The sequence below is a fragment of the Halobacteriovorax sp. GFR8 genome (assembly GCF_050955245.1).
Taxonomy (GTDB): Bacteria; Bdellovibrionota; Bacteriovoracia; order Bacteriovoracales; family Bacteriovoracaceae; genus Halobacteriovorax_A.
The window spans coordinates 79,534-94,444 of sequence record NZ_JBPBLR010000002.1 but is presented as its reverse complement, the minus strand read 5'-3'; the positions used below and the strand labels follow the sequence as shown (position 1 = coordinate 94,444).

At 38.2% G+C, this 14,911-nt stretch carries 14 protein-coding genes; 3 read left to right on the top strand and 11 right to left on the bottom strand.

What is annotated here, in order from left to right; all coding sequences use genetic code 11:
- Nucleotides 1-11: 11 nt before the first annotated feature.
- Nucleotides 12-782 (bottom strand): hypothetical protein, encoded by a 771-nt coding sequence (locus ACRXC1_RS01055; RefSeq protein ID WP_433655805.1) that lies wholly within the window; start codon nt 780-782, stop codon nt 12-14.
- Complete coding sequence (locus ACRXC1_RS01050; RefSeq protein WP_433655803.1) at nt 782-1,408, bottom strand: helix-turn-helix domain-containing protein; 627 nt, start codon at nt 1,406-1,408, stop codon at nt 782-784. Before ACRXC1_RS01050 ends, ACRXC1_RS01055 begins: the two co-directional genes overlap by 1 nt.
- Before the next feature lie 221 nt (nt 1,409-1,629).
- Here ACRXC1_RS01050 and ACRXC1_RS01045 point away from each other — a divergent pair, with 221 nt between their 5' ends.
- On the top strand, nt 1,630-2,157 hold the full coding sequence (locus ACRXC1_RS01045) for a pentapeptide repeat-containing protein (protein ID WP_433655801.1): 528 nt from the start codon (nt 1,630-1,632) through the stop codon (nt 2,155-2,157).
- 193 nt (nt 2,158-2,350) lie between these two features.
- On the opposite strand, the gene nadB is transcribed toward ACRXC1_RS01045, so the two are convergent.
- Nucleotides 2,351-3,916, bottom strand: coding sequence for an L-aspartate oxidase (nadB, locus tag ACRXC1_RS01040; protein WP_433655799.1), 1,566 nt, complete (start codon nt 3,914-3,916; stop codon nt 2,351-2,353).
- Between the two features lie 4 nt (nt 3,917-3,920).
- On the bottom strand, nt 3,921-4,769 hold the full coding sequence (gene nadC / locus ACRXC1_RS01035; RefSeq protein WP_392909771.1) for a carboxylating nicotinate-nucleotide diphosphorylase: 849 nt from the start codon (nt 4,767-4,769) through the stop codon (nt 3,921-3,923).
- Between the two features lie 42 nt (nt 4,770-4,811).
- Between nadC and ACRXC1_RS01030 the strand changes: the two genes are divergently transcribed.
- Nucleotides 4,812-5,840 (top strand): ComEC/Rec2 family competence protein, encoded by a 1,029-nt coding sequence (locus tag ACRXC1_RS01030; protein ID WP_433655797.1) that lies wholly within the window; start codon nt 4,812-4,814, stop codon nt 5,838-5,840.
- On the opposite strand, the gene ung is transcribed toward ACRXC1_RS01030, so the two are convergent.
- The 4 genes from ung to ACRXC1_RS01010 all read right to left on the bottom strand — a co-directional run bounded on the left by ung (nt 5,775) and on the right by ACRXC1_RS01010 (nt 11,071).
- Nucleotides 5,775-6,446, bottom strand: a complete 672-nt coding sequence (gene ung / locus ACRXC1_RS01025) for a uracil-DNA glycosylase (protein ID WP_433655795.1) — start codon at nt 6,444-6,446, stop codon at nt 5,775-5,777. The genes ACRXC1_RS01030 and ung overlap by 66 nt on opposite strands.
- Before the next feature lie 17 nt (nt 6,447-6,463).
- Nucleotides 6,464-8,641: an alpha-ketoacid dehydrogenase subunit alpha/beta gene (locus tag ACRXC1_RS01020; RefSeq protein ID WP_392909765.1), complete on the bottom strand. Its 2,178-nt coding sequence runs from the start codon at nt 8,639-8,641 to the stop codon at nt 6,464-6,466.
- Between the two features lie 116 nt (nt 8,642-8,757).
- Nucleotides 8,758-9,849: a hypothetical protein gene (locus ACRXC1_RS01015; protein ID WP_433655793.1), complete on the bottom strand. Its 1,092-nt coding sequence runs from the start codon at nt 9,847-9,849 to the stop codon at nt 8,758-8,760.
- 115 nt (nt 9,850-9,964) lie between these two features.
- Nucleotides 9,965-11,071 (bottom strand): Glu/Leu/Phe/Val dehydrogenase dimerization domain-containing protein, encoded by a 1,107-nt coding sequence (locus ACRXC1_RS01010; protein ID WP_021265862.1) that lies wholly within the window; start codon nt 11,069-11,071, stop codon nt 9,965-9,967.
- A gap of 117 nt (nt 11,072-11,188) precedes the next feature.
- Here ACRXC1_RS01010 and ACRXC1_RS01005 point away from each other — a divergent pair, with 117 nt between their 5' ends.
- Nucleotides 11,189-11,497, top strand: a complete 309-nt coding sequence (locus ACRXC1_RS01005) for a 2Fe-2S iron-sulfur cluster-binding protein (RefSeq protein WP_392909761.1) — start codon at nt 11,189-11,191, stop codon at nt 11,495-11,497.
- On the opposite strand, the gene ACRXC1_RS01000 is transcribed toward ACRXC1_RS01005, so the two are convergent.
- From ACRXC1_RS01000 to ACRXC1_RS00990, 3 genes are all read right to left on the bottom strand, one after another.
- On the bottom strand, nt 11,475-12,215 hold the full coding sequence (locus tag ACRXC1_RS01000) for a hypothetical protein (protein ID WP_392909760.1): 741 nt from the start codon (nt 12,213-12,215) through the stop codon (nt 11,475-11,477). The two genes, ACRXC1_RS01005 and ACRXC1_RS01000, sit on opposite strands and share 23 nt — an antisense overlap.
- A gap of 182 nt (nt 12,216-12,397) precedes the next feature.
- Entirely contained in the window at nt 12,398-13,399 is a 1,002-nt protein-coding gene (locus ACRXC1_RS00995) for an NAD(P)/FAD-dependent oxidoreductase (protein WP_392909758.1), read from the bottom strand.
- 101 nt (nt 13,400-13,500) lie between these two features.
- A complete protein-coding gene (locus tag ACRXC1_RS00990) occupies nt 13,501-14,847 on the bottom strand; it encodes a hemolysin family protein (protein WP_433655790.1) in 1,347 nt (448 codons plus the stop codon).
- Between the last annotated feature and the right edge of the window lie 64 nt (nt 14,848-14,911).

The window sequence follows — 14,911 nt, the reverse complement described above, 5'->3', positions numbered from 1 at the left end:
AGCGATTTCTACTATTTTTGACAAGATGCTTTTAGTTTATCTGCTAATTTCAATAGATCTTCTGGATAAAATCCCTTACTTCCGACGCCATGTATCTTAGCACCAATATTGCTCAGAAAATCCATTAGCTCACCCTTGGCCTCATCAATATCTGTGAGGACAAATAAATGCTTCGCATCTGAGTTTTTCACCCAACGAATGATCTTCTTCGTGTTATTTCCACCCTTTGTTTGGCACAGATAGAGGTCATTCTTTATTTCTCTGATAGAAGAGTCAAAGGCTTTGATTGTAACTGGACAGCCGTAAGATAAGCGACTGACAAAACTTCTGCGATAACAAGTCTCACCACTTTTTGACCAGTCAGAATTTCGAAGAGATGCACTTGTATCAATCCAAATTTCATACTTAGGTGCTTTTTTCTTTTCAACTTTCTTGGACTTGCCACAGAAAATATCAAAGTATGCACCAGTACAGCGAATCATATCTGAATCAATTGTATTCTCGACGGCAACTTCCTTATCAGGGGTTCCATATTCTTGATCAACATAATCTTGTCCAGACTTACCTACCATATAACCTGTTTGAGGATCAAAGCATCCATCACCCATTTCTACACAGTGATCATCATTTTGTGCAATTTTACGAGAAATATTTTTATAAAGAATTTGTTCCAAAAGAGTTTGCTTAGGTGCTGCAGATAAAAAGACAAATTCCACCGTTTGCGGAAGTGCAACTACCGCAGATGAAATTAAGAATGCAAGGAGTGCCTTTTTAAAGTGCATTAAGCAATCATTCCCCTTTGTCTAAAATATCTAAATAAGTCATTTCCAAGATCAACGATTAAATCTCTAGCGTCGATATCAAGACTTAAAAAGTCAGCAACGTAAGCCTTTTGTCTTGGTGTCAGTTGGGCCATACGCTCTTTTAAAACATCTTCGTTACTCGTATCAGTAACAAATGGCATTGTTCGTGTCTTTCCACCAATCTTCATTGTTGGATTAGCATTAACTTGAGCATTTCCAGTTGTGCCACTTTTAATCGTGTCAACAAGAGCATCCTCAAACCCACCAGATGTGGAAGTTTGTTGTTGTGGCCGTGCCTGCTGTGCTGGCTGCTCTTTCTTTTCATCACCTTTATAGAATTTAACAAGTCTTATAAAGTGATCAGTGAAGTGCTCTTCGACAAAATCGATCATTTCATGAAGTGGAATATCCAATTCAGCAGTAATTTTAGCAACTACCTGAGGGTTAATCTCAGTTGTCTTCATCGAAAGAAAGCGAGAGACCGTCGAAACCCCAAGTCCTGTTGACTCAGCAAGGTCTTTTTGAGTCATCGGACCCCTAACCTGCATGTACTTTCTAATAATTCCTAAATAATCGTCTAATTTCTCTTTGTTAAATTCAGACATATACTTCTCCTTGCAAATTGAAATACCTATAACTTGTTGATATTTCATTAAGGTGCAATTGCGGCCTGAAATTTTATGCCCCAAAAGTCCCTAATATCATTATCGGTTTTAATTTTTATTTCTTGATGCAATTTTATTGCTTGACGCAACTAGTCAAGAATGGTTATGATTCAAGTGTGGATGAACTAATCCACAAATTAAGCAAGGCTTGGGGGGATCACATGGCCACTTTAACAAACTTCATTATGACTGAGACATTATCTGACTTCACAAATGGACAGTATGAAGTAATTGAAAAAGAGCTAGTAAAATCAAGTGATTTAAGTAACTTAACCATATCTGGTTCTCTCTTCTCTCAAACCACTTTTATCGCTGTTAACTTCAAGTCTTGCATTTTTTTTGGATCAAAAATGAGAGAGTGTAAATTTATCAACTGTACGTTTGAAAATTGCAACTTCGAATTTTCACATATTGAAGGTTGCAATTTTGATGGATGCAAGATCATTGGGAATACATGGAAGTATTCCACTTTAAAGAATTCAATCATTGAAGATTGTGAACTGGATCTTGAAGTCTATAAGGTTATCAAAGATGGTGACCAGAATAAATTTGATATCTTTGAAGAAACTCAAGATATCGAAGAAATTAAGGAAGAAGTTGAAGAAGTTCTAAGTTTTGAAGCCGCTCTTGTTGCTTCACCCAACCAATGGGGAACGAGCTTACTCAACTTTATTAAATCTGCAGCTTAAATTGAAATTTTAAAGACGCCTGGCAATCGTGTTTACATCACTAGTCTCAAGGATAATACGGCCAGATACAAATCTTTTTTAGAGACGATATATCATACCTAGTCTTGTTCTACTGGATGTAGATAAGCAGGAAATCTCGCAACTGATACTTGCTCTCGGGCCAACTCTCTCTCAAAGGTGTTGGCCTTCTTTTTTACATCTTACGATAAAAGCAACCAATGGATTCTTTATTTCTCATCGATGACTTAACGATCATTGTTGAAACTTCAATGGCATTTCTTAAACCAATTAAGCTGTCATCAAGTTTGCAACTGCGATAGAAACGAGAAACCTCGTCATTGATTTCATTAAACATTGCAAGCGCTCGCTTAAGTCGATTTGTCGTTCTTGAAAGACCAACATAATTCCACATTGTAAGCTTTAAAGTCATCCAATCCTGTTGAACAAGGGCCTTATCAATTGAAGCGTACTCTTCTTGCCAATTCTTAATTTGCAGATGAGAGTAAAGATTCTCCTCTCCTACAGTCTTAGAAATATCAATGGCCGCAAGATAGCCCCAAGTTAAGCCTTCAAGCAACGAAGTTGAAGCAAGTCGGTTTGCTCCATGAAGTCCAGAACAAGAAACCTCACCGACAGCGTAGAGATTCTTGATTGAAGTTTGTCCCTTCATATCAATCTTAACTCCACCACAAGTATAATGAGCGGCAGGTACAACAGGAATTGGTTCCTTAGTCATATCGATACCGTGCTCTAGACAGTGCTTATAGATCGTTGGAAAGCGCTCTTTAATCCACTCTCCATCTTTATGTGAAATATCGAGATAAACACACTCGTGTCTTGTCTCAATAGTTTCTTCCATTATTGAGCGGGCCACTACATCACGAGGAGCTAGCTCCATCTCTGGATGGTACTTGCTCATAAATCTTTCGCCATTACAGTTAACGAGAATTCCGCCTTCACCTCTAACTGCTTCAGATACTAGAAAACGTCCATGTGAAGATGAATCATAGAAAGTCGTTGGGTGAAATTGAATAAATTCCATATCAATGATGTCGGCACCTGCTCTCTTTGCCATGGCAATACCATCACCACGACTTGCTCCAGAGTTTGAATGGTGAAGATAAAGTGCACCGACTCCACCAGTGGCCAGTACTGTCTTCTTGGCCATCGCCTTAACAACATTACCCTTTTCTTGATTTAAAAGATAAGCTCCAAGGATTTTTCTTTCTTCGTAACGCTGAGAAATTGAAATTCCATGGTGAGAAGCTGTGATTAAATCAATGGCCGTATGTGCTTCAAGGAAGTGAACTGTTGGATAGCGCTTTTGGTCCTTAAGTAAATTTAAAAGACTGATTTGAATTTCCTTACCTGTGTAATCACCACGATAGAGAATTCGCTCAATTGAGTGAGCCGCTTCCTTTGTATATTTTAATGAGTTATTCTCATCTCTTTCAAAATTAGCATTCGCTTTCTCCAATAAGAGTTCATCAATTGCTATTTTTCCAAAGTTTTTTAGTGTTTCAATCGCTTGAGGATTAGAAGTATTTGAAGAAGCAACTTGAATATCCTTTCCGAGGGCATCATCACTTGCATTTGGATAGATAATCCCACCTTGGGCCCAATATGTATTTGAAACCTGAGGATCTTTCGCTCTTGTAACAATCCCTACTTTAAAATTGCTCTCTGCAAGCTTTGCTGCAGTGGCAAGCCCAGCAATTCCACAACCTAAAATAAGAACATCAAAGTCGTAACTATTCAACTGTTTACCCTCTTGCGTACTTTAGTGATAAGTCCACTGCTGGAGCATCATAAGTAAGGGCCCCAATGCTAATGGCATCGACACCTTCTATTAAGTAGCTCTCTAATGTATTTAAACGAACTCCGCCTGAAACTTCAAAAGTAACACCTTTTGGCTTCTGTTTTACCGCTTCCTTAATTTCCTCTGGAGAAAAGTTATCAAGCATAATATGTCTTACACCTTCACCTAGTGCAATTTGTAATTCATTAAGATCGTGAATTTCAACCTCAATTGGCGTGTAGAAAGAGTTCTTTGACTTAAAGAAATCAATTGCTTCTTTTACACCACCAAAAAATGACTTGTGATTATCTTTAACCATCCACATATCACTTTGACCAAAGCGGTGGTTATTTCCTCCACCTGTGACAACAGCATATTTTTCAAGAGCACGATAACCTGGAAGAGTCTTTCTTGTATCAAGAATTTTGACTCCGCTATCCAGAGCAAGTGTTGCAAATTTATTAGTATATGTTGCAATTGATGATGCTCTTTGAATTAAGTTAAGAGCAATACGCTCACCTGTAAGCGCAATTGAAAAAGGAAGTTTAAATTCAATTTCGGCCATTTCATCTTTAGTGTATTTTTGGCCTTCATATTTCTTAAAGTCTTCGTAATTTAAGTTCGCACCTAGGTAATTAAAAGATTCAATAAAGTATGGCAGGCCACACAGAATCATGTCATCTTTAATCTTTAACTTACAGTGAACCTCATCATTTGGAAGAGACTGAATATAGTTCAGGTTACGACTTAAATCATCTTCTTTAAAATAAGTTTCAATCGAATCCTGTAGTGCTTTATTTACCAATAAATTCATTTCGCAATTACTCCGTTTAGATGCTTTTTCTACCATTTTCAAATGAGAAAAAAAACTCCCGAAACCTTCAAAAATCCTGTTAATTACTCAAATTTGACTTATAAAGCTGCAATGCGTTTCAATATTATCTTTCTTCTAGCTTTTTTACTCATTAATCCCCTTTTTCAAGGGAATGACAATAGGCAACATTCACGTCCACCAAAACTAAAGCTACCTATGAAAACCAAGACAAGCTTTGTTAAAAAACATGAATTCTATTTCTATCGTTCAGTTTTAACCGGACAAAAATGGGGACTCGATAAAGAGCTTAAAAGAAAACTTGCTCACTTAAACCTTCTTCACCTAATGACTCCATCTGGGCTACATTTAAGCTCACTCTTTCTTATTTTCTATTTCTTAAGAAGAAGATATCCAAGATTTTCCAACCTAGTTGAGCTCACTCTATGCTTAGGCTTTTACTTCTTTCTCCCAGGTTATTATTCATTTAGACGAGTGGCCCTCATTCGAAGTTTTTTTATTTTAAACAAAATAAGAGAGACTAATTACTCTAAGATGCAAGTATTTCTCTTCTTTCTAGTTACAGATTTCTTCTTTGGTACTTATCGCTACTCACCCCTATCATTTTATTTGAGCACTCTATTTCTTGGCCTAATTTTTTCAATTAAAGAATATCGAATCTATAAGATGTATCTTCTCTTCTTTGTTGCTCAGCTTTTTATTGCACACAAATTTACGGGGATCATTTATCCAGCAACGATTATTCTCTCGCCACTACTGACAAGTTTCTTCACTCTCATCTATCCCATCCTATTCTTCAATCTATTCTTTATTGAATACTTTAACTACGCTCAATGGTTTATTTCAGCTTATACAGCTTTAATAGAATTAAGCTATGATATCGCGCAAGCGCTAGGCTTTATTCATGTGAATTTTCTAATTTTAATTGGTGTGATTATTTATTCACAAAAAACAAGGAAACATGCCTTAGCACTAATAACAGTTGGTCTAGTTAGTGATCTGCCAAGAGATAGCTTCACGATTATGCTCAGTGAGATAGGCATTCGCTTGTGAAAAAGGTTTTGAACCAAAGAAGCCACGATACGACGAAAGTGGAGAAGGGTGAGGAGACTTAATCACTAAGTGTTTTGACTCATCAATATTTTTTCCCTTCTTTTGAGCAGGGCCACCCCAAAGAATAAAGACAACATTTTCACAGTGCTCATTGATGATATCAATAATCTTTGCCGTAAACTTCTCCCATCCCTTTTTGTGATGAGAGCCGGCCTGTGCCTTACGAACAGTTAGACAATTATTTAAGAGAAGAACCCCTTGCTTTGCCCATTCTTCTAAATATCCATGTTCAGGAATATCTAGCCCAAGGTCTTCATTTAGCTCTTTATAGATATTTCTAAGAGAAGGTGGGATTTTCACACCTTTTTTCACAGAAAAACTTAGGCCGTGGGCCTGCCCTTCTCCGTGATAAGGGTCTTGTCCAAGAATAACAACCTTCACATTCTCTAGTGGAGTAAGATTCAAGGCTGCAAAGAACTCTTCAGGCCTTGGATAGATGACTTCCTCTTCTGAATCAAGAAATTCAGATAGAGAAATCATATAATCTTTTTGGAATTCAGCTTTTAGATATTTAAGCCAGCCCTTATCATTTAGGTATTCAATCATAAGAGCTGGCCTTGGTATTAGTAATTTAAAAGTTTGTTAAGTTGTTCGTATACGTCTGAAACTTGTGGAAGAATATAATCTTCTGAAGTTGGACAGTAAGCAACGTGTGAATCTTTTGCAGCTACACGAAGGATTGGAGCATCAAGGGCCTCAAAGCATTCTTCGTTAACACATGCTGCGATCTCACCAGCAAAACCTGAAGTCTTAGTTTCTTCGTGACAAATAAGAAGACGATTTGTTTTCTCAAGTGACTTCTTAATTGCGTCCATATCAAATGGTGCAAGAGTACGAAGATCGATTACTTCAACAGTCTTACCTGTTTCTGCTTCAATTTTCTTAGCAGCATCGATTGATTTTTGAACAAGTGCTCCCCAAGCAACAACAGTAGCATCAGCACCTTGTTTTGCAATACGAGCTTTTCCAAATGGAATCATATATTCTTCACCTGGATCTGCTGTACGGTTATAACCTTGGTAGTAAAGGTGCTTGTGCTCTAGGAACATAACTGGATCGTCTGATCTGATTGCTGTTCTTAGAAGACCAGCGGCGTCTGCAGCATTTGATGGGAAGACAACTCTGATACCTGGAACGTGAGTAAATAGAGACTCTCCACATTGTGAGTGATAAATCGATCCACCTCTTAGGTATCCACCGATTGGAACACGAACAACCATTGGACACTTGAAGTCTCCACCAGAACGGTAGCGAGTCGTCGCCATCTCATTCTTAAGTTGCATATATGCAGTCCAGATATAGTCAAAGAATTGGATCTCAACAACTGGCTTAAGCCCTCTCATTGCCATACCGATTGCACGACCGATGATATTAGCTTCAGCTAGTGGTGAGTTAAATACTTGTCCTTCTAGAGATGCTCTTTGAACACCTGAAGATACCTTGAATACACCACCCTTTCCTTTTAGATCTGGGTTATTAAGTCTTTCAAGATCAGAGAAGTCTGCAACGTCTTCACCAAACATTCTAAGAAGTGGGTTCTTAGAGAACTCAGAACGAAGAACAGCGTTAATTGCTGATGCCATTGGTACATCGTCTTTACCTTCGAAAGTCCCTTGAGTTTCAAAGTCTGAAGAAGTTGGATCAACATCATGTGAGTATAGGTGATCTAGTGCTGTTTCAGGAGCAGGCCATTCAGTATCAACCGCTTCCTTCATTGCACGTCTTACTTCAATTGAAACCTCTTCAAGAAGATCGTTAACTTCTTTCTCAGTCATCACACCTAGTGCGATAAGAGTTTTTGGGTAAGAGTTAAATACATCAACTTGTTTTTCCTGCGCTAACTCATCTTTCGTACGATACATTGATTGATCATCAGAAAGAGAGTGAGAGTATGGACGAGTTACATGAGAGTGAAGAAGAACTGGCCCCTTACCTTCTCTAATATGCTTCGCTGCTTTTTCAGCTGCTTTATATGATTCAATTGGGCAATTACCATCACATTCAATAATTTTTAGACCCGGGAATTCATCTAGTGCTTTTGAAATTGAACCACCAGGAGTTTGCATTGAAGTAATTGTAGAAATAGCATAACCATTATCTTCAACGTGAAATAGAACTGGAAGCTTATTTGCACAAGCAGTTGTAAGTCCTTCCCAGAACTCACCTTGGGCAATTGTTCCATCACCACATGAAGTATAAACAACTTCTGCGTCTTCAACTAAGAATTTAGAAGTATCAAACTTATGTTTTTCTTTAAGTTCTTTTAGAGCAAGGCCTGCTTCAGCGACACCACATGCTTGAAGGAATTGAGTTCCTGTACATGATGATTTCTGAACGATATTTAGTTTTACGTTACCCCAGTGAGCTGGCATCTGACGTCCGTGAGTTGCAGTATCTCCGATATTACCATTTGCTTGGCAAAGCATTTCATATGGAGTTACACCAAGACCAGTACATAGTGCTCTGTCACGGTAGTATGGAATAAACCAATCGTGAGCTGGTTTAAGAACTTTTGCAAGAGCAGATAAAACACCTTCGTGTCCTGCACCAGAAATTTGGAAGAATGCAGTTGATTGCTTCTTCATTGTGATCTCAGCATCATCAAGTTTTCTTGAAACGAAAACGTTACGAAGCATCCAAACAAGATCCTCTTTTGAAAGATTATATTTTTTAATGATCTCTTTTTTCTTATCTAAGTTGGTAGAACCCACATTTGATCCTTTTGCAGTTTTATCAAGCATTTAACGCCCCTTTTTAAGTGGAGCTAGCTTACCAATTTTAGTGCAAAAGGTGCACATGCTGTGCATTAAATTTTAAAATAATATTTGACGGATTTCAGGTATTTAGAAGGGTTTGGCTAGAAGCCACTGGAAATTCCTAGAACATAGCGACGATCTTCTTCACCTCTAAAGTCAGAATCTGTTGTATCAACAGCGTAAGTTGAGAGATCAAATTCCATTTTTCGAGTACGAATCCCAATTCCCCCAGAACCAAAGCCATCTCCATAGCCCAGTCTAAAGAAGAATATTCGACGTAGATCAAACTCGAGACCAAGTCCAAGCTTTCGTTTGAAGTCCACATCCGTATGGGCATTTAAGAAGTCTTTGTAATCTAATTCTAGGTGAACGCGCACCGTTCTACCAAGTTGAGGTGTAATTGAGAGTCCTAGATCGTAGCTTTGCTTAATTTTCTCAGGAGCACCTGCACCGGCCAACTTCTTAAAGCTACCACCAGTTGAATTATGACTTACAATTGCAAGAGTTGGAATAAAAGCATAAGGAAGTGTAATCCTCATTCCTGAGGTTACATATAGCATTCTTCCGCGATTATAATCCTCATCAGCAAGTGCTAAGGCCGTGCTTGGATCAGCCTCACCGATCGCTTCCTTACGAAATAAATATGTTGCTGAAACACCAAATTTAAAGATTCCTCCAAAGAGAGAAAGATTAAAGGCAGCATATGGGCCAGTATCAGTTCTTTGAGCGTATTCAAATTGATCCCCTACCTGGTCACCAATGAAAGCTCTTTGTTGTACTGAGTACATATAGCCAATTGTGAAATATCTCGTTGCAAAATTTGGCATCATTTGGAAACGACTGTGGGCAACTGTTCCCCTATTTTGATCAAGTAATTTTCTGGCCCCTTCAAGAGAGAGTGCCTCGAATAAGTCACCTGCATTACCAGTGACATCACCTCCAAAGAGAGTTTCCATCCATCCCTTATTGGTTTCGAAATGAAAATTTGAAAGATGAAAGTGGCGACCGCGATAAGTACCAAGTCCGGCCGGATTATAGAATGCAGCCGAAGCATCATCTACTTTACCAATAAAGGCATTTCCCATGGCCAAGGCACGTGAAGACGTAATGAGTTCTGGAAAAACTGCATCCTCAAATTGTATCGCAAAAATACTTGAGTGAATTAATAGGCAAAATAAAATCAACTTCTTCACAAGCTAATTTTACCTTAAGAAGCTACTGAATTTAACTCATGGCACAAAGTGCCTCCAGGTACAAAAAAGGCCCGTAAAAACGGGCCCTTATCTATCAAAAATGTCTGATTTTAGACTATCTTTTTTTACGTCCAGGAAAACGGTGACCAACATGTCCTAGGAATTTCCCTTGGATATTCTTGATTGACTCAATTCTAGATTCAGCAAGGATATCTGTTGCTTGGTAAACAGGAATATCTTGTTCTTCAGAAATATTGAAAACCTCTAGAGTTGTATCATAGATTGAATCAACCATTCTAATTGCTTTATCTTCTGACCAACCTTCGAATTCGATCGAAACGTTCATAACACCACCAGCATTGATTAGGTAATCTGGAGCGTATAGAACACCTCTTTCCTTAAGAATTTTACCGTGACGGTTTTCTGCAAGTTGGTTATTTGCAGCACCAGCTACGATTTTACACTGTAGACGATCAATTGTGTCATCATTGATTGTTGCACCAAGTGCACATGGAGCATAGATGTCCATCTTAACGTCGTAGATTTCGTCAATCCCAACAACTTTTGCATTTGGTACTTTTTCCTTGAATAGCTCAAGGTTCTTTTCATTGATATCACATACGTAAACTTCTGCACCTTCATTATATAGGTACTCACCTAGGTAGCGTCCAACTGAACCAGCACCTTGAAGTGCTACTACTTTACCTTTTGGTGAACGGTTTCCATAAACCTTCATACATGCTGCTTCGATACCTCTGAAAACACCACGTGCAGTCCATGGAGATGGGTTACCTGAACCACCGTGGATCTCAGCAACACCTGCTACGTTATTAGTTTCAGTAAATACGTGCTCAATATCATCAACACTAATATTTACGTCTTCTGCAGTAATGTAGCGACCATTTAGAGACTCCATGAAACGTCCGTATGAACGGAATAGAGCTTCTGACTTATCTTTTTCTGGATCACCGATGATAACAGCTTTACCACCACCAAGGTTTAGTCCAGCAACAGCATTCTTATATGTCATACCTCTCGAAAGTCTAAGTACATCGTTAAGTGCTTCTTCTTCTGATTCATATGGCCACATTCTCGTTCCACCTAAAGCTGGACCAAGTACTGTGTTGTGAATCGCTACGATTGCCTTAAGGTTACAACTTGGATCACTAAAAAAGATAACTTCTTCGTGTCCGTCTTTGTATAATCTCTCAAAACTAGGCATTGTTTTTTCTCCTTAGAAAGTTTGCAATAATTACCTGAATTTACGCAGGAATTAATGATGCTAAAATAGTGCTATTAGAGCTGAAAAGAACAATAAACTTTCAAGGATGAAAACTGTATGCACAGAGTGTCACTAATTGGAAATGATGAGCAAGTAACTGAATTTACAATAGAAGAAGGTCAGACAATTTTTGACGCGATCCAAGATCAAGGACTAACTCTTCCCCACGGATGCCTAAGTGGGTCATGTGGCTCATGTCGTATACAAATAATTGAAGGCGCCGAAAACTTACAAAAGCCAGGAATTATCGAAGAAAATACCATTGAGGCCATTGCTCCGGAGCACAAAGAAGTTTCAGAAGGAAATATCCGTCTGGCCTGTCGTGCAAAAGTCACAGGTGATATTAAATTTTCGATTCTAAAATAAGTTGAATAATTGCGCGAAAGTGTTGCTTGCGATCAAAATTCCAAGACTCATTTTCACCTTTTAGAAAATCCATATTCTTCTGATCAAGAACAGTTGTTAGGTGATCCACATCGTTGATGACCACGTGACGATATGGTTTTAGTAGAGAAGACTGAAGATCTACCATCCCATCATTTCTACCGACTCTCTTATAAATATAATTTCGGCTAATCTCTAGCGATGTTTCTCGGCCCTGTTGCTCATTAATGAATGTAATAAATTGAAGTAGATTAATATTTTCTAGTGCCGCTTCAATCTTAGTAGCGTTTGTCTGCATATAGTCGGATCGCATTTGAGTTCCAACCGATTCCATACCTGTCACATCACCACCAAGTACGCTAAAGATCCATCCCATGACAGTTTTCTTAATTGAGCCTTGAATAAAGTAATCGGCCAAAACAGAGCCGTGATAAGGAGACTGCATTGAAACCCAGCCCACAACTCTCTTCGACACCTGCGGATTATTAATCAGTACATCTAAGAACTCGAGTCCACCTTTAGAGTGACTAATAATTAATAACGGCCCCTTGATCTTATCAAGCTCACTTTTAATATATTTTGAATTCTTACTAACAGGATCTTCTGATTCGACGATAATTCTTTCGAATTTTATATTATGGTCTTCGAGAAGTTCCATATAGTCACGAAAGTAATCCCCAGTAAAATACGAGAGATTCACAAGCTGACCAGATCCTTCGATTGCAGACTGAGATAAAATTCCAGGAAGAAAAACAACAGTTAAATTCGAAAGGTCCTTAACTTCAGTTTGAGTTAAGCCCTGCTTAGATTGATAAAGACTACGATATTGAGTGGTCTTATTTTGTGCCCAGACTACACTCGTAGCCAGGGCAATTAATAATATTAAGCTAAACCTAGTGAAGTTAATAATGCCGCCCTTTTCTTTCTTCTAATTTTGGCATTGATATCATCAAGGGAATCAACTGCCATATCCCAGGCCGTATAAATCTGCTTCTTCTTGTTGGCCCTTAAGTCACCTGCTACATAAAAGTTTTCAATATTCGTTTCACCCTTTTCATTAGCAAGAACATAGCCTCTACCATCAATTTCTGCTCCAATGGCCTTGGCAAGTTCATTATAAACGATAGTTCCAAGCGAAACAAAAGAAAATGCTGATTCTAGCGTTCTACCACTGGCAAACTTGTAACCCTTGATTATCCCATCCTTACGCTCTCCAAGAACATCGACGATGGCCTCAGTAAACACTTCTATTTTGTAGGCTTTGATTAATTTTTGAGTCTCTTCATCAAATTGTGGAGTTTCACCATTTGTCAGAATTGACATCGAAGGCGTGTTGTAGCGCTCCTTAAGCATAACAGCAACCCAAACGGCACCTGAAGTATGACCAATAATTGAAGTATGCTTGTCATAAACATGGTGACCATCACATCTTAAACAGTAGTCAACTGTTTGAGCGTTAGCAAAAGGGAGAATTGGTTTAATGCTATCATTAAAGTGTGGCTGAACATCCATAATACCTGTACAGAGAACAACGAATTCTGCTTGGTACTTTTCACCATCACTATCAATTAATTCAAAACTTCCATCACTTTGTTTTGTGACTTCGGTAACACCCTTCCCCTTAACGAAAGTTAGATTATCTTTAAACTCTGATTCTTGAATCCACTCAAGAGTCTCTTTATTTGGCTCTTCAATTCCTTTCTTGTACTTATGAGTCCCAGGCATATTCTCAACTTTATAAACCCACTTCTCACGAGAGCGCTTCTTGTCTCTTGGTGTACCAGGAAAAAGAACAACTGTATCATTATTTAAAACACCACGTAGTGTGGCCATCATACCGGCCGCGCCACCACCAATTACTGCAATTTGAAATTTATTAGACATAACTACTCCATGACTAGTTCATATTTAGTATAGTCTATCAGAAAGAGGGAATCTAATAGATTCCCTCTATGTGAGCTTTAGCTAAATTTATTTAAATTTGATTATTTAACAGGAACTTCTAACAGATCATCAGAAGTTTCAGTGGCCTCTTTGGCCTCTTTCTTTGAGAAGAAGTGCTTTTCCCCATCAACATCTTTAATCTTAACTTGCTTAATTTCGTAGTCAAAGACCTCTGTAAGCTCAAAGCTATAGCCTTCCCAAATAATGATCTGACCAGCTTCAGGAAAGTTATTTCCAAGCATATCAAGTAAGAAACCTGCGAGAGTCGAGTAATTATCGTTAAGAGGAATCTTAATATCATAATCGTGATCAAGGTCTCTTAAGTTTGTCGCACCATCAATATCCGCACCTTCAATTAGGTCACTTTCCTGATAGTCCTTAGTGATCTCATCAATATCATCATCGTGCTCATCTTGAATCTCACCAAGAATTTCTTCAATAATATCTTCAAGAGTAATAATACCAACGATCAAACCATTCTCATCTTTTACAAGGGCCATGTGAACTTTCTTACGATTCATATGATCGAATACCGCTTGGATCTTCATATGCTCATAAACAAAGAATGGATCTCTTAAGTGATTTACCATCGTGAAGTTATCACGTTCTGCCCTCTTTAAGAATGCAAGTTCCTTAACGTGAAGAAAGCCCTCGATATTATCAATTTCACCATCAACAACCGGGTAACGAGAGTGAATTGATTCTTCAATCTCACTAATAACTTCTTTATATGAGCTACCAACTTGAATACTTTTAATTTCTTTTCGAGGAATCATAATGTCTTTAACTTTAATCTTAGGAAATTCTAGAATCGAGTTAAAGAGATCAATTTGTTTGTGATCGATTGTATTTTCTTTCTCTGCTTTTTGAATCATAAACTCAAGGTCATCCTTCGTTACAATTCTTCCCGTTAGTTGAGCATTCTCACCAAGAACTGTGTGAATAAGCCAAACCATAATTTTAATAACAGGGTAAAGAAGGTAGTAGAAAATTTGTAGAACACGGATAACAAAAAGAGATAAGCTTTCTGCGTGAGTTCGCGCAAATGTCTTAGGAATAATCTCACCAAAGATTAGAATAACAAACGTTGTCGCCCCAACAGCAATCCCAATTGCATCATCCGCAAACAAGCGTGTTGCAAGAACTGTCGTTAAAGATGAAGCGAAAATATTGACGACGTTATTCCCAACTAGAATAGTTGTTAAAATCTCACTTGGGCGATCAATCATAAAAGCAATTGCTCTTCCCTTTGCACCACCTTCCTGAATTAGTTGGCTAGCACGATCGTGAGGAATCGAAAGTAGGACAGCTTCTGAACCTGAGAAAAATCCCGAGCCGATAAAGCAAATTAACAATAGGACAATCTCAAGGCTGCTTACATCAGTCATTGCCTTGTCCTTGTTTATTAAATTTTGTTGAGAGGTTTATAAAGAAGTAACAACAATAAAGCGG